At 62.7% G+C, this 20396-nt stretch carries 20 protein-coding genes; 13 read left to right on the forward strand and 7 right to left on the reverse strand.

Annotation, left to right across the window (positions count from 1 at the left end; genetic code table 11):
• Positions 1-20 precede the first annotated feature (20 nt).
• The 5 genes from ACOAPY_RS16500 (at position 21) to ACOAPY_RS16520 (ending at position 4875) form a co-directional block, all read left to right on the forward strand.
• The gene (locus ACOAPY_RS16500) at positions 21-434 is read left to right on the forward strand and encodes a hypothetical protein (RefSeq protein ID WP_076579767.1); all 414 of its coding nucleotides are present in this window, start codon (positions 21-23) and stop codon (positions 432-434) included.
• Positions 435-576: 142 nt separating this feature from the next.
• On the forward strand, positions 577-924 hold the full coding sequence (locus ACOAPY_RS16505) for a hypothetical protein (protein WP_076579768.1): 348 nt from the start codon (positions 577-579) through the stop codon (positions 922-924).
• A gap of 352 nt (positions 925-1276) precedes the next feature.
• Positions 1277-2059, forward strand: coding sequence for a substrate-binding periplasmic protein (locus tag ACOAPY_RS16510; RefSeq protein WP_179085187.1), 783 nt, complete (start codon positions 1277-1279; stop codon positions 2057-2059).
• 159 nt (positions 2060-2218) lie between these two features.
• Positions 2219-3454 (forward strand): carbohydrate porin, encoded by a 1236-nt coding sequence (locus ACOAPY_RS16515; protein WP_465154041.1) that lies wholly within the window; start codon positions 2219-2221, stop codon positions 3452-3454.
• Positions 3455-3525: 71 nt separating this feature from the next.
• A complete protein-coding gene (locus ACOAPY_RS16520; protein WP_465154042.1) occupies positions 3526-4875 on the forward strand; it encodes a metal-dependent hydrolase family protein in 1350 nt (449 codons plus the stop codon).
• 87 nt (positions 4876-4962) lie between these two features.
• On the opposite strand, the gene ACOAPY_RS16525 is transcribed toward ACOAPY_RS16520, so the two are convergent.
• On the reverse strand, positions 4963-6255 hold the full coding sequence (locus tag ACOAPY_RS16525; RefSeq protein ID WP_465154043.1) for an HD-GYP domain-containing protein: 1293 nt from the start codon (positions 6253-6255) through the stop codon (positions 4963-4965).
• 86 nt (positions 6256-6341) lie between these two features.
• On the opposite strand from ACOAPY_RS16525, the gene ACOAPY_RS16530 reads away from it, so the two are divergent.
• The gene (locus ACOAPY_RS16530; protein WP_286946053.1) at positions 6342-6704 is read left to right on the forward strand and encodes a DUF3592 domain-containing protein; all 363 of its coding nucleotides are present in this window, start codon (positions 6342-6344) and stop codon (positions 6702-6704) included.
• 55 nt (positions 6705-6759) lie between these two features.
• Positions 6760-7500 carry a DUF6882 domain-containing protein gene (locus tag ACOAPY_RS16535; RefSeq protein ID WP_465154044.1) on the forward strand — a complete coding sequence of 247 codons (741 nt, stop codon included), beginning with the start codon at positions 6760-6762 and terminating at the stop codon, positions 7498-7500.
• A gap of 31 nt (positions 7501-7531) precedes the next feature.
• Here the strand turns inward: ACOAPY_RS16535 and ACOAPY_RS16540 are convergent, their stop codons facing one another.
• Complete coding sequence (locus ACOAPY_RS16540) at positions 7532-7963, reverse strand: abscisic acid-deficient protein Aba4 family protein (RefSeq protein WP_465154045.1); 432 nt, start codon at positions 7961-7963, stop codon at positions 7532-7534.
• 187 nt (positions 7964-8150) lie between these two features.
• On the opposite strand from ACOAPY_RS16540, the gene ACOAPY_RS16545 reads away from it, so the two are divergent.
• The 3 genes from ACOAPY_RS16545 to ACOAPY_RS16555 all read left to right on the forward strand — a co-directional run bounded on the left by ACOAPY_RS16545 (position 8151) and on the right by ACOAPY_RS16555 (position 11273).
• Positions 8151-8975 (forward strand): NYN domain-containing protein, encoded by an 825-nt coding sequence (locus tag ACOAPY_RS16545; RefSeq protein ID WP_465154046.1) that lies wholly within the window; start codon positions 8151-8153, stop codon positions 8973-8975.
• A 562-nt stretch (positions 8976-9537) separates the two neighbouring features.
• On the forward strand, positions 9538-10692 hold the full coding sequence (locus ACOAPY_RS16550) for an AAA family ATPase (protein WP_465154047.1): 1155 nt from the start codon (positions 9538-9540) through the stop codon (positions 10690-10692).
• Positions 10686-11273: a hypothetical protein gene (locus ACOAPY_RS16555; protein ID WP_465154048.1), complete on the forward strand. Its 588-nt coding sequence runs from the start codon at positions 10686-10688 to the stop codon at positions 11271-11273. The genes ACOAPY_RS16550 and ACOAPY_RS16555 overlap by 7 nt, the downstream gene beginning before the upstream one ends.
• A gap of 140 nt (positions 11274-11413) precedes the next feature.
• Here ACOAPY_RS16555 and ACOAPY_RS16560 read toward each other — a convergent pair whose 3' ends face one another.
• The gene (locus tag ACOAPY_RS16560) at positions 11414-11872 is read right to left on the reverse strand and encodes a GNAT family N-acetyltransferase (RefSeq protein WP_465154049.1); all 459 of its coding nucleotides are present in this window, start codon (positions 11870-11872) and stop codon (positions 11414-11416) included.
• Between the two features lie 153 nt (positions 11873-12025).
• Here ACOAPY_RS16560 and ACOAPY_RS16565 point away from each other — a divergent pair, with 153 nt between their 5' ends.
• Positions 12026-13141, forward strand: a complete 1116-nt coding sequence (locus ACOAPY_RS16565; protein ID WP_465154050.1) for an HD-GYP domain-containing protein — start codon at positions 12026-12028, stop codon at positions 13139-13141.
• A gap of 228 nt (positions 13142-13369) precedes the next feature.
• On the opposite strand, the gene ACOAPY_RS16570 is transcribed toward ACOAPY_RS16565, so the two are convergent.
• The 3 genes from ACOAPY_RS16570 to aptA all read right to left on the reverse strand — a co-directional run bounded on the left by ACOAPY_RS16570 (position 13370) and on the right by aptA (position 17526).
• Positions 13370-14140: a gamma-glutamyl-gamma-aminobutyrate hydrolase family protein gene (locus ACOAPY_RS16570; RefSeq protein ID WP_465154051.1), complete on the reverse strand. Its 771-nt coding sequence runs from the start codon at positions 14138-14140 to the stop codon at positions 13370-13372.
• 366 nt (positions 14141-14506) lie between these two features.
• The gene (locus tag ACOAPY_RS16575) at positions 14507-16003 is read right to left on the reverse strand and encodes a CoA-acylating methylmalonate-semialdehyde dehydrogenase (RefSeq protein WP_465154052.1); all 1497 of its coding nucleotides are present in this window, start codon (positions 16001-16003) and stop codon (positions 14507-14509) included.
• A 176-nt stretch (positions 16004-16179) separates the two neighbouring features.
• Positions 16180-17526, reverse strand: a complete 1347-nt coding sequence (gene aptA, locus ACOAPY_RS16580) for an omega-aminotransferase AptA (RefSeq protein ID WP_465154053.1) — start codon at positions 17524-17526, stop codon at positions 16180-16182.
• Between the two features lie 109 nt (positions 17527-17635).
• Between aptA and ACOAPY_RS16585 the strand changes: the two genes are divergently transcribed.
• Together ACOAPY_RS16585 and ACOAPY_RS16590 are read left to right on the forward strand one after the other, a co-directional pair.
• Positions 17636-18556, forward strand: a complete 921-nt coding sequence (locus tag ACOAPY_RS16585) for a LysR family transcriptional regulator (protein ID WP_465154054.1) — start codon at positions 17636-17638, stop codon at positions 18554-18556.
• Positions 18557-18797: 241 nt separating this feature from the next.
• On the forward strand, positions 18798-19460 hold the full coding sequence (locus ACOAPY_RS16590) for a TetR/AcrR family transcriptional regulator (RefSeq protein WP_330098642.1): 663 nt from the start codon (positions 18798-18800) through the stop codon (positions 19458-19460).
• Here the strand turns inward: ACOAPY_RS16590 and ACOAPY_RS16595 are convergent.
• Positions 19423-20394 carry a LysR family transcriptional regulator gene (locus ACOAPY_RS16595; protein ID WP_465154055.1) on the reverse strand — a complete coding sequence of 324 codons (972 nt, stop codon included), beginning with the start codon at positions 20392-20394 and terminating at the stop codon, positions 19423-19425. The two genes, ACOAPY_RS16590 and ACOAPY_RS16595, sit on opposite strands and share 38 nt — an antisense overlap.
• Positions 20395-20396: the final 2 nt, after the last annotated feature.

The following is a 20396-nucleotide window of genomic DNA, read 5'->3' on the forward strand; positions in this document are numbered from 1 at the left end:
GGGCCAACCAGGAGAACAGCATGTCCACCACCCTGATCTGCTGGTGCCGCAACGACGACGAAGTCAGCGGCGCCGCCCTCAAGTTCCCTTGCGACTTCCGCTACAGCGGCTGCCGCATCGCCGCCCTGCCGCAAACCCTGAAACGCCTGCAGGGCGATGACATTCTGATCATCACCGCGCACGGCAATGCGTCGAGCATCGGCGAAGACGTCGACAGCTTCAGCGACCTGACCCTGGACCGCCTCGCCCAGGTGCTGAACGAAAACACCTCCCCGGACTGGAGCGGCAGCCTGTACTTCGACACCTGCTCCGGCTACGCCTTCGCGCGCCAGCTCAAGCCGAAGATCGCGGCGCACCTGCCACGCCTCAAGCTGTTCGGTTGCGTCGGCGCGACAGACATGGATGTCGACCTGGACAAGCACCGCCAGGCCTGACGTCGCGGGCGGGAGCCGGGCTGCCGCCCCTGCCCGGCAGCCCGGCTTTTACACAGGATTTACATAGCCCCCGGGAAAACATCGCGGCGCTGGCAGTCGAAGCCTGTAACCGGACACCTCCGGTTTCACAGGAGTCTCGACCATGCATTCGCGTATCCCCCTCATCACCGGACTGATCGCCAGCCTGGCTCTCGCAGGCGAGCAGCAGGCACTCGCGGCCGACGGCGGCGACGTGGCCGCGGGTGTCGCCGTCGGTGCCATCATTGGCGGCGTGCTGGCCAGCCAGCGCCCCGTCAGGGTCTACCAACCGGAACCCGTCTACGCCCCGCCGCCCGTGGTCTACTACGAACCGCGCCCGGTCTACTACGAAGCCCGTCCGGTCTATTACACGCCGGGGCCGGTGTACTACGTACCCGAGCCGCGCTATCGCCATAAGCACTGGCACAAACGCCATCGCCACCATCACCACGACCACGGCTACCGCTGGTAATCACAGGCCCCGCACAGACGGGGCCTGCCTTTGACAGAGCAGCAGCGCTCGCACGGCAGGCCGGATCGACGGCTGCCGTCCCCTGCTTGCGCGGCATGTCAGAAGCGACGCGCCGTCGACAACGCCCCCGGCCAATCTGCAACCCCGCCCTGCCCCGCTGCCAACGGAGCGCATGCCGGGCTGCGACGGGCTGACAAGCCATCACGCGCCGTCTCGCCGACCGGTTGACAGCCACCGAGGCCTGCACCTGCCGGACAACACGACCATACGTCCCGCCAGACCACACCCGCGCCCTCCCTGGCCGATACTCAACGCACGTGAGGTCAAACCTCCCGCCCCAGAGGTCATGTCCATGAAAACGCGGCATCTTCTGCTGACACTGGCACTGTGCGCGACGTTCGGCCAGGCTCATGCCGAACGGATCCTGATTGCCGCCGAAGACGACTGGCCACCCTATTCAGCCCGGCGGACCGACAGCACCGAACCGACAGGATTCACCCCGGCACTGGTACGCGAAATCTTCGCCCGCCGCGACATCGCCGTGGACTTCATCACCGTGCCCTTCTCACGCTGCCTGCACTACGCCGAAACCGGCCATGCCGTAGCCTGCTTCAACGTCACCATCACCGACGACAATCGCGACCAGTTCTACTGGCACCCGACGCCGATGTTCCATGAAGGACTGGCGATCTTCGCCCTGCGCGGGCGCTTCCAGCCGGAACTGAGTAGCAAGGACCTGCGAGGCCAGCGCGTGGGCATCACCAACGCCTACACCTACCCCAGCGACCTGATGAATGATCCGCACATCGAGCGCCTGGTGGCACGCTCGGACGCCAATCTGCTGAACATGCTCGTCAAGGACCGGGTGGATTTCATCATCATGAACAGCCTGCCGGGACAGCTGCGTATTCTGGAAGCCAAACTCGGCCCGCAGATCGAACGGGTCGGGATGATCTCCAACGATGGCTTCTGGCTGAGCTTCTCCAAACGGCATCCGGATGGCGAGCGACTGTCGAAGATCTTCGAGGAAGAGCTGGTCCGGCTCATGGCCAACGGACGCGTGGCCGAGCTGGAGCTGGAGATGAAGACCCGTCTGGGGCTGCGCCTGCCGCAGGATGCCCATGCCGGGCACTGAAGGAACGCCCAAGGCCAGGCTCTGTCAATGCTCGCTAGTTTGCGTTGCGGTGAGAGGATAATCTTGGCCATCCGAACAGAGTTCAGGGATGGGGCCAGGCGGCTTGTGCAGAGAGCTGGACTCTCCGCTCGCCCGCTGCAGTAGCCGATAGGAGTAATCATGGACGTTAACAACCAGCGTGCTGGATGGCCGATCTGGCTTGCTCTGGCTCTGGCCACTCACACCGCGAGCGTCTCGGCAGGCGCCTACGAAGATCGCATGACTGGCGACTGGAATGGCCAGCGCCAGGCGCTGGCGGACAAGGGCGTCACGGTTCAGCTGGAAAACACCAGCTTCTACTCCGGGCTGCAGGCCGGTACGGGTGACAAAAGCTTCGAGTTCACCAACCGCAGCGATCTGCTGGTCAATGCCGACATGCAGAAGCTGGGTCTGTGGGACGGCGGGCGCCTGCACACCCATGTCGAATATCTGACCAACAGTGACGGCGCGTCATTCGGCGGCGCAATACTGCCGGTGAGCACCGGTGCCTTTCTGCCGCTGGGCAAGACCGATGAGGTGGTCGCCACCTCCTTGTACCTGAGCCAGCAGCTGGGCTCCTCAAGCAGCCTGCTGCTGGGCAAGATCAATGTGATCGATCTGCTCGCAGGCGACCCCTTCTTTGGTGGCTGGGGCAATCACCGGTTCATGAATGTCGCCTTCGTGGCCCCGCCCACCGGCGTGCTGCCTCCGGTGATCATGGGGGCCATCGTCAACCACCGGCATGGCCCCTTTACCCTGACCGGAATGCTCTACGACCCCAACGATCACACGGATGACTACTCGTTGAGCGGCCTGTTCAGGAACGGCGGCAATGCCTCCCTGTCCCTTGCCTGGCGCGACCGAGTGTTCGGGCGCATGAGCAATGCCACCCTGACCGGCGCCTACAGCAGCAAGCAGAGTGCCGACCTTTCCGAGGTGCTGCTGGCCGAGGACATGCGCGGCAGCGCACGCAGCGGCGCGTTCAATATCAGTTTGCAACTCGGCCATGTGCTGGTGGAGAACGGCCTGGGCAACGGTCAAGGTCTGGGACTCTACGCCAAAGGCTCGGTGGCGGACGGCAATCCCAATCCGATCGAAGCATCGTTCTCCGGCGGGATCAGCGGCCATGGGATGCTGGCGTCTCGACCGTACGACAGCTTTGGGGCCGGCTATTTCGTCTACAACTTCAGCAGCGATCTGCGCTCCGCACTGAAACCACTGCAGCAGTTTCAAAACGAAAGCGGCATCGAAGTGTTCTACAGCTTTGCCGTCAGCCCCTGGCTGCGACTCAGCCTGGACGTGCAAGCCGTCAACCCTTCTTCGACCCGTAACGATGACCTGTTGTTGACGGCCGTGAGGGCCAACTGGGCGTTTTGAGTTCACCTGCAACGGGCTGTGGTGTTAACGGATACCGCCCCATAAACATTCACGATCAAGGAAGCAGCGTAATGAAAAGAACCGGACTCACGCTCTCCGCCTGGGCCTTGTGTGCCTGCCTGGCGGCGCCGAGCATCGCGGCGCAAGCCCCCAAGAGCAATGCCGTGCTCTTCGAGAACGTGCGCATCTTCGATGGCGTTGCCGACAGCCTGTCCGCGCCCAGCCACGTGCTGATCGTCGACAACCTCATCCAGCGCATCTCTGCCACCCCCATCAGCCCGCCCGAAGGTGCGGCGCTGACCACCATTCAGGGTAATGGCGCCACCCTGATGCCCGGCATGATCGACGCGCACACACACCTGATGATGTCGACCGTGCCCATGATGGATCTGCTCAGCAGCGACGTGGTGTTTGCCGCCGTAGCCGCCACCCGTGGTGCCGATGACATGCTGCAACGCGGCTTCACCAGTGCGCGCGACCTGGGCGGACCGGTGTTCGGACTCAAGCGCGCCATCGACCGCGGCATCGTCAATGGACCGCGCATCTGGCCCTCGGGTGCCACCATCTCGCAGACCGCCGGGCATGGTGACTTCCGCCTGCCCAATGAGCTGCCGGCCCGTCCCGGCGATCACGGCTATCCGGAGCGGGTCAACTACACCGCGCTGGCCGATGGCGTACCGGCCGTGCTGCAGCGCACCCGCGAGCAGCTCGGGCTGGGCGCTTCGCAGATCAAGGTGATGGCCGGCGGTGGCGTGTCCTCGTTCTATGACCCGCTGGACGTCAACCAGTACACCCCGGAAGAAATGCGCGCCGCCGTTAACGCAGCCAGCAACTGGGGCACCTATGTCGCGGTGCATGCCTACACACCGCAAGCCGTGCGTCAGGCCATCGATGCCGGTGTGAAGGTCATCGAGCACGGCCAACTGCTCGACGAGCCCACCCTCAAACTGATGGCCGAGAAGGGCGTCTGGCTGAGCCTGCAGCCCTTCCTTGACGATCAGGATTCCATTCCATTCCCGGACGGCTCGGTCAACCGCGTCAAACAGCTGCAGATGACCGCCGGCACCGACAATGCCTACAAATGGGCCAAGCAGTACGGCGTGAAGATCGCCTGGGGCACCGACACGCTGTTCGATGCGCGCCTGGCGACCCGCCAGAACGCCCAGCTGACCAAGCTCACGCGCTGGTACAGCCCAGCCGAAATACTGCGCATGGCCACCTCGGGCAATGCCGAGCTGCTGGCCCTGTCCGGTCCGCGCAACCCCTACCCGGGCAAGCTCGGCGTGGTGCAGGAAGGGGCGCTCGCTGACCTGCTGCTGGTCAGTGGCGACCCGCTGGCCGACCTGAGTGCGCTGGAAAACCCGCAGCAGAATTTCCGGGTGATCATGAAGAACGGGACCCTCTTCAAGCACCTCAAATAGAGCTGTATTGGCAATGCCCAGCCGGCGAGTGGCCACTGCCGCCGGCAGGCGACATAGTCCAACCCTGTATCACAGCCCACTGCGCGCTCACTCGCCACCAAGTCGCTGCCAGTGCGCGAGCAGCTCCGGGACTTCCGCTTCGTCGTCCAGGTCAGCCAGCTCGCGGTTATCCAGCAGCGCCTGCACCTGGGGATCGTTCACGCTCAGGCCGAGCGCGCCATCGGGCAGGCAGGCGGTGATGCGGTAAGGTTGCGACTGCTCATCGGTGCAGATCCGCGACAGATCGAGGAAGCGCGGTGGGCAGCGTTGGCCGTCACGGTCGATCAGTACCGCCACCTTGGGACGCAACTGCAGCTTGGGGTGTTTCTCCAGCACCAGGCCGATCTCGCCGGTGTGCAGTTCCACCAGCGTGCCCACCGGGAAGATGCCCAACCATTCGATGAAGCGCATCACCAGCTCGGCATCGAAGTGCGTCTCCCGACAGTCCATCAGCACCTTGAAGGCATCCTTGACCGTGCGGGCGCGGTCGTACACGCGGTTACTGGTGATCGCGTCGAAGCAGTCGATGATGCTGATGATGCGGGTGAAATAGGCTATCTGCGCGGCCCCCAGCCCGCGCGGATAGCCCTGCCCGTCGAGCCGCTCATGGTGGCCGTGGGCAACGTCCACGGCGATCGACGGCAGGTCGCGGTGGCTCAGCAGCAGCTTGTAGCCCAGCGTGGCGTGCTGCTTGATGTGCTCGAACTCCTCGGCGCTCAGTTTGCCCGGTTTGTTCAGCACCTGCGGATCGACCCTGATCTTGCCCACATCGTGCAGCAGGCCGGCAATGCCCAGTTGCTCCAGACTGTCATTGCTGAGCCCCAGGTGATGGCCGAAGCCCATGGCCATGATCGACACCGACAGGCAATGCTGGCTGGTGTACTCGTCCTGGCTTTTCATGCGCGTCAGCCAAAGCAGGGCGCTCTCGTTGCGCAACAGGCTCTGCAGGTTGTCGCTGACCGCCTCACGGCAGGCCGCGGTATTGATGCCCCGGCCCAGCTGCACGTCGAAAAACACCTCCTTGAGCACAGCCGAGCTCTTGTCCCGGTTGCGCCGCGCCTGCTGCATCTCGCGCGACAGCGGGGCGCGCTTGTGCGAGTCCGCCGGCGCCGGCCCGGCGCTTTCCGGCATCAGGCTGACCTTGACGCGCTGGAACTCGTCGATGAACACGTACTGGCAGCAATCCTGTACCGCGCGGATGTCCTGCACGGTCAGCAGTGGAAAGCCCTGGAACAGAAAGGGCGTCTCCCGCCACGGCCGATCCACCTCGCAGACGAACATGCCGATCTCGAGTTGGGACACATCCACTTGGCGACGTTTCAGGCGGGTGGTTTCGTACATGTGACTGCCTGGCGGGGAGGGTTCATTCGGTATTCTAGAGAATAAAATCGCGGGACTACGCCGCGATCAAGCCCAGGGAGGGCGATATGAAACAACTGCTCTACCTGCTGATGCTCGGCGTGATGCTGTACTTCGGCATACAGCAGGCGCTGGAGATGGGCGACTCGCGGGAATGGCCGACCACCGAGGGAGTGATCACCGCGTCGCGCATCGACCGGCAACTCGCCGACTCGGCTTACCGAAGCGGCTACGAGTACGAGGTCAGGGTCGAGTATTCGTACCAGGTGGATGGAGTGCGCTACCACGGCAACCGGCTGCGCATCCAACCGGCCGAATACAGCTCGGCAAGCAGTGCCCGGCGTGAGCTGATGCAATACCCGGTGGGCGGCAAAGTCCGGGTGTACTACAACCCGCAACAGCCCGAGCGGAGCCTGTTGAAACACATCTGACCCACGCCCGCCGTCTACTGTTACCCCCACAGCCTCTGCCCCGCAGGAACAGACCATGAGCGACGAAACCTTCCCTGCCGAATGCGCTGAACACGGCGCAGGCCCCGCCGCCTTTGTCTGCCAGCACCTGCAGCGCGGCAGTGGCCAGGGCTTCAACATGGGGTACGACCCCGAGCAACCCGATGATGCCTACCCGGACGCCTGGTGCGACCAGTGCGACGCCATGCTGGAACAGGAAGGCGAATGGAACGAGCGCGCCGAAGCCTTCGCCGACATCAAGATGGTCTGCGCGCAGTGCTACTGCGACATCCGCGCGCGCAACTGGCAGCAGGACGATGACGCGCTGGCCGCACTGATCAGCGACAGCTTCGACTACCTGCAGGCGCGCCAGGCCGACTTCATGCAGACCTACGGCATCGGCGAATACCAGCGCTGGGACTGGTACCAGGAGAACGCCACCCTGGTGTTCTCCAACGACGGCCAGCCGGTACTGGAATGCGCCATCGATTTCGTCGGCAGCTTCTCCAGCCGCTCCAACACCTGGATGTGGGCCTGGGCCAACGACTCGCTGCTGGAGCCGGTGCGCAGCGGCTCGCGGGCCATCCGTGAACTCGGCGAATCGCTCGGCCTGCTCCCGCTGGCCTGCGCCACCTGGGCGGCGGAGCCGGTCGATGGCTGGGAGATGACGGCGGTGATGGCCAAGCACCTCGGCGCAATCGGCGCCTACCGCACGCCGAGCGAGAATGGCTTCATGCACATGGTGGTCAAGCAGTTGCGCTGGCTGGGCGAGCGCTGACCACGCGCTCGGCCGTGGCGGCGGGCCTGAGCTAGTGCAGCAGGCTCACCCCGAGGAACAGCAGCAACCCCAGCGGGCCGAACATCATCGCCATCAGGTAGCACGGCACCAGCCACAGGTGGCCGATGCCCTGCGCCGCGCCCTGCTGCTGGATGTACAGGCCCACCATCAGGTCAAACGCGAGGATGTGAATCCACGCCGCCAACACCGCCTTGGGGTTGCTGAACAGCGCCAGCACGCCACGCAGGGTGAAGAAGCCGGGCTTGCCCATGCTGCGCTCGCCCCGGCTGGTCAGGGCCTGGAACAGGCTGACGCCGTACAGCACGCAGAGCAGTACCACGGCGACGCCGAGCACCAGCCGCGGGCCCTGGCTCCAGGTGGGCAGCAGGATCAATACGCTCCAGCCGCCGAGGGCGGCGAAGCTGGCGAGCTGGAACAGGTGTTTCTGGCTGAGGGCGGGCATGGGGGTTCCTCACGGGGATTTAGGTTCGGTTGTAGCCGAAAAGCGGCAGCGGCGGCTGCCATCAGTGAGGGGGTGAATGGTGGGGGCTGGGGTTGGGCTATGGGGTGGTTGTTGACTGAGGTTTCAAGTCTGGCAATGCGATGTGGTTCGCAGTATGGTCGGGGCATCGACCTGCAAGGATGCATTCATGGCCAGCAAAGCCCCAGCGCCTCGCCAACAGAAACACCTCGCCGTCCTGATCGACGCGGATAACGCTTCGGCGGCCATCGTCGAAGGCCTGTTCGAGGAAATCGCCAAGTACGGGCTGGCCAGCGTCAAGCGTATCTACGGTGACTGGACCCAGCCCAACCTGGGTGGCTGGAAGCAGGTGCTGCTGGATTACTCGATCCAGCCGATGCAGCAGTTCGCCTATACCAAGGGCAAGAACGCCACCGACAGCTCGCTGATCATCGATGCGATGGACCTGCTCTATACCCGGCGTTTCGATGGCTTCTGCCTGGTCTCCAGCGACAGCGACTTCACCCGCCTGGCGGCGCGGATACGCGAGGAAGGGCTGGAGGTGATCGGCTTTGGCGAGCAGAAGACGCCCAAGCCGTTTGTGACGGCCTGCGATAAGTTCATTTATACCGAGTTGCTGCGTGACGATGCCGAGCCTGCGGAGTTAGAAGCTTCTGCCAGTACGCCGGCGGTTGTAACGGTACCGGCCGCTGCGACGGGTGGAAAACCTGCTGCGCAGCCTGCTCCAGCCAAGGTGAAGCCGCAGAAGGTGCCGGTGGACTTTATTGCGAAGGTGATCGACGACAACTCGGATGAAGATGGCTGGTGTGCACTAGGTCTACTCGGCAACGGCATCAGCAAGCTGCGCTCGGACTTCGACTCGCGACTCTATGGCCACAAGAAACTTAGCGACCTGATCAAGGCGCAGAACGCTCGCTTTGAACTGCAGGAGCGTGGCGCGACCGCAACTGGTGGCAAGTCGCTGTATGCGCGTAATCGCAAACCCGCCAAGTGAGCTTCGGGAATGACGACTTCACTGCGCAGGCGTGCTTCTGATGCTGCTCTTACGCAAGGTTTCGCCCTGCTGGGCGACCTACTTTCTTTGCTTGTGCAAAGAAAGCTAGGCAAAGAAACACACCCCGGCATCCGGGTCTCGCTGCGCTCGACTCCCCTCCCTCCGGTGCCGCTCCGGGGGCCGGCGTACAAGGGGTATCCATGCCCCTTTACGCCTCTCGCCGCATCCCTGCGGCTCGTCCCCCTGCACAACACCTCCACTCGGCCTACTGACGGGGAGTTTGCGCGCATGAAGGTTGCGCGTTTCAGGCCGGACGGAGTTGTCGGCTTGCTTCGTCGCAGGACGGGTGAACCCGCGCAGAAATCTCAAGCGGTTTTGATTTTTCTTTGGTTACTTTCTTTTTGCACCGGACGGCGATCAGTAAGTAAAGTAAAAAACTGCAGTAAAGGTAGAAAACCCCAACATGCCCTGATGAAAAATCGCGGGCACTGGCCTACAGTTTTCGACCAATAAACACATGAAATCCAAAACACAAAGATCGATACAAATCAACGAGAGAATCATGTCTCCACAAAGCAAGCATCAAGGCAGAATAAAGATCTCAGGCTACAAGAGCCTTGACAACCTAGAGATCAAAGACATTGGTCCATTCATGGTATTTGCGGGCCCCAATGCAAGCGGAAAGAGCAATGTATTTGACGCACTTAAATTTGCCTCATCAGTGCTCAACTATGGAGCAACAAGAGCGATAAAAGAATCCGGAGGCTTCAAAAGCATTCACTGCAGAAAGAGAAAAAAGGACTACAGAAAAACATTCAACCTGGAAATAGACTGGCCCATAAAGAGGAAGGACAAGACTGAAACGCTAGCCAAATACCAACTAAAAATACACAACCTTGACAGCAAACCCGTCATCTATGAGAAGCTCTTACATGGCAGCGAAATAAAATATGAAAGAGAAGGAAAATCACTGAAAAAAACAAACCTCAAGGACGATCACTTCAACGAATACATAAGCAAATACATACCCGAAGACCATACATCATTAAACGTAGCAGAGATATTCCTTGACGGCTCCATATCAAGAATGCTCTCCAACATTAAAAAATATGCAATCGACCCAAATGCTGCACGAGAACCAAGCAGATCAGAAACATCTGACGCAGAGCTCGAACCAAATGGAAAAAACCTTGCAGCCGTTCTAAGCAGACTAGAGCGAGAAGATCAAACGTCTGCTGAAGAGATATGCGAACTAATCTCACACCTAGTACCCAGCATTCAAAACTTTAAAACCGAAGAGAGTAAATTAGACACCAGCGTATCCCTTAACTTTAGAGAAGTTGGCCATGCAAGCCTATTTCCGCCAGGCCTCATCTCAGATGGAACATTCTACATACTTTGCATATTGGTTGCGGCTCTCACAGATAGAGACGAGCCCGGCCTGAGCCTCATCGAAGAGCCAGAACGAGGGATTCACCCTAAAGCAATGGAAGAGCTTTCCAAGCTTCTTCAAAATGAGGCCAGCTGGGAAAGGCCGATCTTCTTAACAACGCATAGCGAATCAATAATCAGAACCTGCAACATCGAATCAATAGTATTCCTAAACAAAGTAAATGGAATAACAAAAGGCAAGTCTGCAAGCCTTCCAGCCGGGCTAAACATCCCGCTTGACGAAGCCTGGCTGACCAACATGCTGAATGGTGGGCTTCCATGGTAAAAGTGGGCTTCATAGTTGAGGGCGATACCGAAAAGCTGATTATTGAATCAACAAGATTTCGAAAAAAACTACAAGAGATAAATCTCGAAGTATGCGACCCAATAATAAATGCCAGCGGAAACGGAAACTTACTCCCGCGCTATCTTGAAAACTACGTTAGACTGCTCAACGAAGGCCCAAGCCCGGACATAATCATAGTCCTCACCGACCTTGAGGATGCACCTTCCGTACAATCCGTAAAGGACAGGATTCGAACAGCGCAGATAACAGACGACCTAATAATTGTTTCAGTTAAAGCAATTGAATCTTGGTTCCTAGGCGACAGCAATAGCCTTAGCCAATTGCTAGGCATACCTTATGTCGAGCTATACCCAGAACAAACCATTGGCATGCCATGGGATAGAATAAGAGAACTAACCACCGAAATCACCGGCAGAGGAGTTGGTAGAATAAAAACAATGTTTGCTCAGAAATATATTGACAGGCATGGCTTCTGCGTATTCTCTTCTGCCGACCACATGAACTGCAGAAGCGCCAGAGACTTCAAAGATAAACTTTTGGCATTGGGCGCTGACATCTAATAAGAAAAGGCCCACTTCGATGGGCCTTTTCTTTTTCATCTAGTCGCAAACTGTGCTCCTCTCGTCTGTGTGATCTCGTACTGATAATCCTGGCAAAAGGGGACAGGTTTATTTCCCACAAAGCCCTTGCCCAGCTATCTCTAAAGCCCCCTCCCCATCAAACACTGCCTCTCCCCCCAAGCCTCAAACTCCTCCAACAACGTCCACCCGCGCCGCGCGTAGTACTCCGCGCGGTCATGCGTATGCAGATACAAACGCGTATGCCCCTGCTCCCGCGCGGTCTGGCAGATGTCGTCGATCAGCCGTTCGGCCAGGCCCTGGCCACGGGCTTGCGGCAGTACGAATACGCAGGCCAGCCAGGGGCCAAGCTCCGGCCGTTGCGGCAGGTCGTCGCGGGCCAGGCCGGCGCAGCCGATAGGTTGGCCGCTCTGCAGGGCAATGCGCATCAGCCAGTCGCCGTTGTGCTGGCCGGCGGCGAACTCGGCCTGCCAGTCGGCCAGGGGCTGCTCGCTGAACTCGTAGGGGAACTGGTGGTACAACCACTCGGCCACCAGGGCGCAGTGCTGTGGATGGTGGCGGAGCCAGTCGACGCTAAGCATGGGAATTCCTTGCGGGTGGAGGCCATCGTGCGCTGACTGTAAGGGCCACACGGGCCCGACAACAACGCTTGCGACGGACGTCTAGAGGCGCAGCCCGCCGCGCCCGGCTAATCTCAAAGGAAACAGTCAGCGCACTCGCCAGGAGCGAAAGGGATGTCCCATCTGCATGACCTGCAGGACCAGAGTCCACTGCAGCAGAAGCTGCGTTACCTGCTCCAGGCCCTGCAGCAGAAATACCCCGAAGTGCAACGCATGGCCGTGGCGCTGTATGACCATGGCAGCGACTGGGTGAAGACCTTCGCCGCCATCGAGGATGGCCAGAACTCGCTGCCGCTGTACCACGCCCACCTCGCGCAAACGACCTGGCTGCAGGCCGTGGCCAACAGCCAGACGCCGCGGGTGATCAACGACTTCAGCGTGCTGCAGGACAGCCATAAGCAGCATGTGCGCGCCCTGATGGATGCCGGCTACCGCGCCAGCTACACCCTGCCGATGTGCGTGAACGGCTACTTCTTCGGCTTCGTGTTCTTCAATGCGCGGCAACCCGGTGTGTTTGCCGGCATGCTGCTGAGCGAGCTGGATATGCTCGGCCACCTCGCCAGCCTGATGGTCTACAACGAGCGCTCCAGCGTGCGCACCCTGCTCGCCACGCTGAAGTCGGCGATGACCATGACCCACGCGCGTGATCCGGAAACCGGCAACCACCTGGAGCGCATGTCGCGCTATTCGCGGCTGATCGCCCAGAGCCTGGCGCAGCAACAAGGTCTGGATGACAGCTTCGTCGAGCATGTCTACCTGTTTGCGCCGCTGCATGACCTAGGCAAGATCACCGTGCCCGACCGGGTGCTGCTCAAGCCCGGTCGCCTGAACGAGGAGGAGCAGATGATCATGCGCAAGCACGCAAGCGCCGGGCTGGAGCTGATCAATCAGTTGCTGGAAAACTTCGGCCTGGCCAGTGTCAGCCAGGTGCAGATGCTGCGGCACATCGTGCTGCATCACCACGAGCTGTACGACGGTAGCGGCTACCCCGGCGGCCTGGCGGGCGAGGCAATACCACTGGAGTCGCGCATCGTCACGGTGGCCGATGTGTTCGATGCGCTGACCAGCGATCGGCCCTACAAGAAGGCCTGGAGCAATGACGAGGCGTTCGCCTGGATGCACGAGCGCTCGGGCCGGATGTTCGACCCCGCCGCCCTGCAGGCACTGATGGACAAGCGCGACGAGGTGGAACACATCCAGCAGTGCTTCCGCGAGAACGTGTTCGGCTGAGCCTGCAGAAGCGAGACAAAGCCCGTCGGCTGACCGTAATGCTGCTCACATAAGCCGTGACCTACTCGACCCCGTCCCCTCTCCCCAGCGGGGAGAGGGGGAGCAGCAGTCGGCCCTCTCCCCCAGCCCCTCTCCCATCAATGGGAGAGGGGCGCTGATCGAGCAACCGCTCAGTGAACAGCGTTACCGTCTACTGACGGGCCTTTGCGTTGGCGGCTAATGCCAGGCTCAGGCCTCCGCCACCTCGCGGCGCTTGGCCAGCTTGCGCGCCTGGTACTCGCGCGCGGCCTCGTGGAAGGCACCGATCAGCGCGTTGTACTGCGGGTTCTCCCAGTAGCGGTACTCAGGGTGCCACTGCACGCCGAGGGCGAAGGCCTTGGCGCCTTTCACGCTGACGGCTTCGATCTGGCCGTCTTCGCATACGGCCTCCACCTGCAGCCCTTCGCCGAGGCGGTCGATGCCCTGGCCGTGCAGCGAGTTCACCTTCATCTCGGTCGCGCCAATCAGCTGGTGCAGCATGCCGCCTTCGGTGAGTTTCACGCTGTGCATCGGGCCATAGGCGACGTCATCCGGCACATCCTTGACCTCGCGGTGGTCGAGGCGGCCAGCCACGGCATGCACTTCCCGGTGCAGGGTGCCGCCGTACAGCACGTTGAGTTCCTGCACGCCACGGCAGATGCCGAGGAAGGGAATGCCACGCTCGATGCAGGCACGCATCAGGCGCAGCACGGTGGCGTCGCGGGGTTTGTCGGCCAGGCCGAGGCCGGGATGGTCGTCGCCGTAGAAGCTGGGGTGTACGTTGGACAGCGAGCCACCGAACATGATGCCGGAGACGCTGTCGAGCACGGTGTCCATGTCCAGGTCGTCGGCGAAGGCAGGGATCATCAGCGGGAAGGCGCCGAAGCCGGTGACGGACTGGATGTATTTCTCGCCCACCAGGTGGAACCAGCCGATGTCGCGGTCAGTCAGCTGCCAGCGGCACAGGGGTAGACCAATCATGGGTTTGCTCATTTCAAGGGAGTCCTCTTCTGTTGATTGAAGTGGGCTGCCCTTGGGAGAGCGGGCTTGCGGTTCACCTGAAACGTGAGTCCGCTCACCCAAGGGGTGCCGCGCCCCGATCTTTGCCGGTTCACTGCACCAATGCCGCGCCCGCGCGGCAGGGGTTCCCCTCTCCCACTGGTGGGAGAGGGGCTGGGGGAGAGGGCGTTGTTCGACGGCCCCTCTCCCCAACCCTCTCCCGTAAACGGGAGAGGGAGCAAAACGTGCCGTTCCTGACCCTATGCAACGGGGTCGGAACACGGCCGAAGCATCCGGCCAGACTCACTGCACAAAAAGGGCCGGTCCGTAGACCAGCCCTGGTAGTGCTTAACCGTTGCTCGGGAAGGCGAACTGCGCGGCCTCGTGGGAGGCGCGCTGCGGCCAGCGCTGGGTGATGGTCTTGCGCTTGGTGTAGAAGCGCACACCGTCCGGACCGTAGGCGTGCAGGTCGCCGAACAGCGAGCGCTTCCAGCCACCGAAGCTGTGGTAGCTGACCGGCACCGGCAGCGGCACGTTGACGCCGACCATGCCCACTTCGATCTCGTCGCAGAACAGGCGCGCAGCCTCACCGTCGCGGGTGAACAGGCAGGTGCCGTTGCCGTACTCGTGGTCGTTGATCAGCTGCATGGCCTGTTCCAGGCTACCGACGCGGACGATGCACAGTACCGGGCCAAAGATTTCTTCCTGGTAGATGCTCATCTCGGTGGTGACGTGGTCGAACAGCGTGCCGCCGACGAAGAAGCCGGCTTCGTTGCCCGGTACGCTCAGGCCACGGCCGTCGACCACCAGGCTGGCGCCCTGGGCCACGCCGGCGTCGATGTAGCCCTTGACCTTGTCACGCGCAGCGCCGGTGACCAGCGGGCCCATGTCGAGGCCGCAGGAGGTGCCGGCACCGATCTTCAGCGCCTGGATCTTCGGCACCAGTTTTTCCACCAGGGCGTCGGCCACGTGGTCACCCACCGCCACCACCACGGAGATGGCCATGCAGCGCTCGCCGCAGGAGCCGTAGGCGGCGCCCATCAGGGCGTTGACGGTGTTGTCGAGGTCGGCGTCCGGCAGTACCACGGCGTGGTTCTTGGCACCGCCCAGAGCCTGTACGCGCTTACCGCGACGGTTGGCCTCGGTGTAGATGTATTCGGCGATCGGCGTCGAGCCGACGAAGCTGATGGCCTTGACCTCTGGGGCCTCGATCAGCGCATCCACCGCTTCCTTGTCACCGTTGATGACGTTGAGCACGCCGCGCGGCAGGCCGGCTTCGTGCAGCAGCTGGGCGATGTACAGGGTGGAGCTGGGGTCGCGCTCGGACGGCTTGAGGATGAAGCAGTTGCCGCAGACGATGGCCAGCGGGTACATCCACAGCGGCACCATGGCCGGGAAGTTGAACGGGGTGATGCCGGCGACCACGCCCAGCGGCTGGAAGTCGCTCCAGCTGTCGATGTTCGGGCCGACGTTGCGGTTGTACTCGCCCTTGAGCAGCTCCGGGGCGCCGCAGGCGTACTCGACGTTCTCGATGCCGCGCTGCAGTTCGCCGACGGCGTCCTCGAGGGTCTTGCCGTGCTCTTCGCTGATCAGCGCGGCGATTTTGTCCTTGTTGGCTTCCAGCAGCTGCTTGAAGCGGAACATGACCTGGGCGCGCTTGGCCGGCGGGGTGTTGCGCCAGGCCGGGAAGGCGGCCTTGGCGGAGTCGATGGCAGCCTGGATGGTGCCGCGGTCGGCCAGTTCGACCTGGCGCACGGGCTCGCCGATGGACGGGTTGAAAACCGGCGCGGTGCGCTGGCCGCTCAGAACGATGTCGCCGTTGATCAGGTGGGCGATGGTGCTCATGGGGTTATCTCTCACTGTGAATTCTGGGCGGTGGACGTCGCTGTGCGGACTGCCACCCTACTCAATCAAGTCCCCTCTCCCCTTGGGAGAGGGTTAGGGTGAGGGAGCTCGGCATTACCCGGTGCACCCTCACCCCCGGCCCCTCTCCCAGGGGGAGAGGGGTGGGAAGCAGCGCGTCAATCCAGCTTGTTCAGCACATCGCCGACAGCGTTGAACAGGGCGTCCAGCTGCTCCGGCTGGGTGTTGAAGGTCGGCCCGAACTGCAGGGTGTCGCCACCGAAGCGCACATAGAAACCGGCGTTCCACAGCTTGATGCCGGCCTCGAACGGGCGGATCACCGCGTCGCCGTCGCGCGGGGCCAGCTGGATGGCACCGGCCAGGCCGCAGTTGCGGATGTCGATCACGTGCTGGCTGCCCTTGAGGCTGTGCAGCTTCTCTTCGAAAACCGGCGCCAGGGCGGCGGACTGTTCGATCAGGTGGTCACGCTTGAGCAGCTCCAGGGTGGCCAGGCCGGCGGCGCAGGCGACCGGGTGGCCGGAGTAGGTGTAGCCGTGGCCGAACTCGACCATGTGCTCCGGGGTGGCCTGCTGCATGAAGGTGTCGTAGATCTCCTTGCTGGCGATCACCGCGCCCAGCGGGATGGCACCGTTGGTGACCTGCTTGGCGGTGTTCATGATGTCCGGGGTCACGCCGAAGTACTCGGCACCGGTCCATTTGCCCATACGGCCGTAGGCGGTGATCACTTCGTCGAAGATCAGCAGGATGTTGTGCTGGGTGCAGATCTCGCGCAGGCGCTGCAGGTAGCCCTGCGGCGGCACGATGACGCCGGCCGAGCCGGACATCGGCTCGACGATCACGGCGGCGATGTTGGAGGCGTCGTGCAGTTCGATCAGCTTGAGCAGCTCGTTGGCCAGCTCCACGCCGCCGGTCTCGGCCATGCCCTTGGTGTAGGCCAGGTGCGGCTGCAGGGTGTGCGGCAGGTGGTCGGCGTCCATCATCTGGCCGAACATCTTGCGGTTGCCGCCGATGCCGCCGAGGCTGGTGCCGGCGATGTTGACGCCGTGGTAGCCACGGGCGCGGCCGATGAACTTGGTCTTGCTCGGCTGGCCCTTCAGGCGCCAGTAGGCACGCGCCATCTTCACCGAGGTGTCGGCGCACTCGGAGCCGGAGTCGGTGTAGAACACATGGTCGAGGCCGGCCGGGGTCAGCTCGGCGATCTGCTCGGCCAGGCGGAAGGACAGCGGATGACCGTACTGGAAGCCCGGGGCGTAATCGAGGGTGCCGAGCTGCTTGGCCACGGCCTCCTGGATTTCCTTGCGGTTGTGCCCGGCGCCACAGGTCCACAGGCCGGACAGGCTGTCGAACACGCGGCGGCCCTTGTCGTCGATGAAGTGGTTGCCGTCGGCACCGACGATCAGGCGCGGGTCGCGCTTGAAGTTGCGGTTGGCGGAGAACGGCATCCAGTGGGCATCCAGCTTGAGCTGGCTGGCCAGGGACGGGGTGGCAGTCTGCGGCATGTTCATCGTGGCTCTCCAGAGCGGCACTGTGGTTTTGTTGCAAGCGAAGGTGCCACGGGCATAAAGTCACGAAAATCCAAATCTTCGCACTTTAAGTTCAGCCAGGACTAAACATATGAGCAGCCGCCGTTCCGATCCCCTGGCCCAGGTCAGCGACTTCGATATCCGCCTGCTGCGCCTGTTCCGCAGCGTGGTCGAGTGTGGTGGTTTCTCAGCCGCCGAGAGCGTGCTGGGCATCGGTCGGTCCGCCATCAGCCAGCAGATGAGCGACCTCGAACAGCGCCTCGGCCTGCGCCTGTGCCAGCGCGGACGCGCCGGCTTCGCCCTGACCGAGGAAGGTCGCGAGGTGTATCAGTCGTCGCTGCAGCTGTTCGGCGCGCTGGAGAGCTTCCGCAACAACGTCAACGGCCTGCACCGCGAGCTGCGCGGCGAGCTGCACATCGGCCTGACCGACAACCTGGTCACCGTGCCGCATATGCGCATCACCCACGCGCTGGCGCGGCTCAAGGAGCTGGGCCCGGACGTGCGTATCCAGATCCGCATGACCCCGCCGAGCGAGGTGGAACAGGGCGTGCTGGACGGTAGCCTGCACGTCGGCGTGGTGCCGCAGAGCCACGCCCTGTCCGGCCTGGAGTACCAGCCACTGTACGGCGAGCGTTCGCAGCTGTACTGCGCGGTCGGCCATCCGCTGTTTTATGTGGACGACGAGCAGCTCACCGACCAGCGCCTGAATGCCCAGGACGCCATCGCCCCGACCTTCCGCCTGCCGCCGGAAATCCAGACCCAGTACCAGGTGCTCAACTGCACCGCCAGCGCTTCGGACCGCGAGGGCATGGCCTTCCTTATCCTCACCGGGCGCTACATCGGCTACCTGGCCGATCACTATGCCCAGCAGTGGGTACAGCAGGGCCGTCTGCGCGTGCTCAAACCGGCCAGCCGCTTCTATGACCTCACCCTGGCCTCGGTGACGCGCAAGGGCCGTCGCCCGCAGCTGGTGCTGGAGACTTTCCTCGAAGCGCTGGCGAAGACCGGCTAAGGCACCACAGGCGAACCGGGATAGCAGCTGGAACGCCCGTACCACTAGGCGCGGCGCCATTTTCCCAACAGCGATGACCGCAGCGTCAAAGACGATTTTTTGGCGCTTTTGCGGCTATTTATCCGGTAACGAGGAGGCTTCGTCTGCGAAATACACGTTTTTGACGCCCGAGGGTTGTTTCATGACCCGCGCTGGGGTATCAGTTCACACACAACACCGATCATCAGTACGGACCCCCTCGATGCCCGCAGCCCCCGCCCCTGCTACCAGCACCGCCAAACCCGCCGGCCGTATCCGCCAGAAGAACGAAAAAGCCATCATCGCCGCCGCCGAAGTGGAGTTCGCCCGCCACGGCTTCAAGGGCACCAGCATGAACAGCATCGCCCAGGCGGTGGGGCTGCCCAAGGCCAACCTGCACTACTACTTCAGCAGCAAGGAAGGCTTGTACATCGCCGTACTGAACAACATCCTCGACCAGTGGGACGCCACCTTCAGCAGCCTGACGGTGGACGACGATCCGGCAGTGGCGCTGTCACGCTACATCCGCGCCAAGATCGAATACTCGCGCACCCAGCCGCTGGCCTCGCGCATCTTCGCCATGGAAGTGATCAGCGGCGGCCAGTACCTGACCGCACACTACAACCAGGACTACCGCGAGTGGTTCCGCCAGCGTGCCGGCGTGTTCCAGGCCTGGATCGACGCCGGCAAGATGGAGCCGATCGACCCCGTACACCTGATCTTCCTGCTCTGGGGCAGCACCCAGCACTACGCCGACTTCGCCAGCCAGATCTGCCTGTTCACCGGCAAGAACAGCCTGAAGAAGACCGACTTCGAGGAAGCCGCCGACAACCTCGAACGCATCATCCTCAAGGGCTGCGGCCTGACCCCGCCGCCGCGCGACTGACCGGCCGCGTGCCGCTTGGCGCCCGCCAGGGCGCCGCGACCAGCAATTCGGCGCAGCGCTGCTGGAGGAATTCACGCAGCAGGCGCACCGGGCCACTGAGCTGGTCGCGGTGGGCGCAGATCAGATTGAGCGGCGTCGGTTCGCCCAACCAGCCTTCCAGTAATACTTCCAGGCGCCCCGCCTGTACGTCGGCGGCCACGTCCAGCCACGACTTGTACACCAGCCCCTGCCCCGCCACGGCCCAGCGCCGCACCACGTCGGCATCGTCGCTGACGCGGTTGCCGCTCACCGTCAGCGCCGTGCTGCGTCTGCCGTCGTTGAAGCTCCAGCGCTCATGCACACGGCCGCCAAGCATGTACAGCAGGCAGTTGTGCCGGCGCAGCTCCTCCGGTTGCTGCGGGCGACCATGGCGCGCCAGATAGGCCGGGGCCGCGCACAGCACACGGCGGTTATCAGCGGCCAGCGGCAGCGCCACCAGGCTGGAGTCCTCCGGCTCGCCGTAACGCAGGGCGATGTCCACCGGCTGGCGGAACAGGTCGGTGACCCGGTCGCTGAGCAGCAGGCGCAAGGCCAGTTGGGGACGTTCGGCCTGGAACTGGTCGAGCCAGGGCAACAGCGCGTTGCGCCCGAAGTCCGAGGGGGCGGCGATCTGCAGCACGCCGCTGATCTCGTCGCGCACGCCCGCCAGCTGCCGGCGTCCACTCTCCAGGCTGGCCAGGGCGGCGCGGGCGTGGGTCAGGTACTGTTCACCCTCGGCGGTCAGGCGCAGGCTGCGAGTGGAACGCAGCAGCAGACGTACCTGCAGTTGCGCCTCCAGACGCTTGAGCGCGGCGCTGGCTACTGCGGGCGAACAGTCCAGCTCCCGGGCAGCGGCGGACAGGCTGCCCAGCTCGGCAGTGCGGACGAACAGGGCAATGTCATCGAGACGCAGCATGG

Source organism: Pseudomonas stagnisoli (genome assembly GCF_048595745.1).
GTDB lineage: Bacteria > Pseudomonadota > Gammaproteobacteria > Pseudomonadales > Pseudomonadaceae > Aquipseudomonas > Aquipseudomonas alcaligenes_A.

Excerpts from the sequence above, each read along its gene's own strand:
- ACOAPY_RS16500 (WP_076579767.1), top strand. The coding sequence starts at position 21 with ATGTCCACCACCCTGATCTGCTGGTGCCGCAACGACGACGAAGTCAGC.
- ACOAPY_RS16505 (WP_076579768.1), top strand. The coding sequence starts at position 577 with ATGCATTCGCGTATCCCCCTCATCACCGGACTGATCGCCAGCCTGGCT.
- ACOAPY_RS16510 (WP_179085187.1), top strand. The coding sequence starts at position 1,277 with ATGAAAACGCGGCATCTTCTGCTGACACTGGCACTGTGCGCGACGTTC.
- ACOAPY_RS16515 (WP_465154041.1), top strand. The coding sequence starts at position 2,219 with ATGGACGTTAACAACCAGCGTGCTGGATGGCCGATCTGGCTTGCTCTG.
- ACOAPY_RS16520 (WP_465154042.1), top strand. The coding sequence starts at position 3,526 with ATGAAAAGAACCGGACTCACGCTCTCCGCCTGGGCCTTGTGTGCCTGC.
- ACOAPY_RS16525 (WP_465154043.1), bottom strand. The coding sequence starts at position 6,255 with ATGTACGAAACCACCCGCCTGAAACGTCGCCAAGTGGATGTGTCCCAA.
- ACOAPY_RS16530 (WP_286946053.1), top strand. The coding sequence starts at position 6,342 with ATGAAACAACTGCTCTACCTGCTGATGCTCGGCGTGATGCTGTACTTC.
- ACOAPY_RS16535 (WP_465154044.1), top strand. The coding sequence starts at position 6,760 with ATGAGCGACGAAACCTTCCCTGCCGAATGCGCTGAACACGGCGCAGGC.
- ACOAPY_RS16540 (WP_465154045.1), bottom strand. The coding sequence starts at position 7,963 with ATGCCCGCCCTCAGCCAGAAACACCTGTTCCAGCTCGCCAGCTTCGCC.
- ACOAPY_RS16545 (WP_465154046.1), top strand. The coding sequence starts at position 8,151 with ATGGCCAGCAAAGCCCCAGCGCCTCGCCAACAGAAACACCTCGCCGTC.
- ACOAPY_RS16550 (WP_465154047.1), top strand. The coding sequence starts at position 9,538 with ATGTCTCCACAAAGCAAGCATCAAGGCAGAATAAAGATCTCAGGCTAC.
- ACOAPY_RS16555 (WP_465154048.1), top strand. The coding sequence starts at position 10,686 with ATGGTAAAAGTGGGCTTCATAGTTGAGGGCGATACCGAAAAGCTGATT.
- ACOAPY_RS16560 (WP_465154049.1), bottom strand. The coding sequence starts at position 11,872 with ATGCTTAGCGTCGACTGGCTCCGCCACCATCCACAGCACTGCGCCCTG.
- ACOAPY_RS16565 (WP_465154050.1), top strand. The coding sequence starts at position 12,026 with ATGTCCCATCTGCATGACCTGCAGGACCAGAGTCCACTGCAGCAGAAG.
- ACOAPY_RS16570 (WP_465154051.1), bottom strand. The coding sequence starts at position 14,140 with ATGATTGGTCTACCCCTGTGCCGCTGGCAGCTGACTGACCGCGACATC.
- ACOAPY_RS16575 (WP_465154052.1), bottom strand. The coding sequence starts at position 16,003 with ATGAGCACCATCGCCCACCTGATCAACGGCGACATCGTTCTGAGCGGC.
- aptA (WP_465154053.1), bottom strand. The coding sequence starts at position 17,526 with ATGAACATGCCGCAGACTGCCACCCCGTCCCTGGCCAGCCAGCTCAAG.
- ACOAPY_RS16585 (WP_465154054.1), top strand. The coding sequence starts at position 17,636 with ATGAGCAGCCGCCGTTCCGATCCCCTGGCCCAGGTCAGCGACTTCGAT.
- ACOAPY_RS16590 (WP_330098642.1), top strand. The coding sequence starts at position 18,798 with ATGCCCGCAGCCCCCGCCCCTGCTACCAGCACCGCCAAACCCGCCGGC.
- ACOAPY_RS16595 (WP_465154055.1), bottom strand. The coding sequence starts at position 20,394 with ATGCTGCGTCTCGATGACATTGCCCTGTTCGTCCGCACTGCCGAGCTG.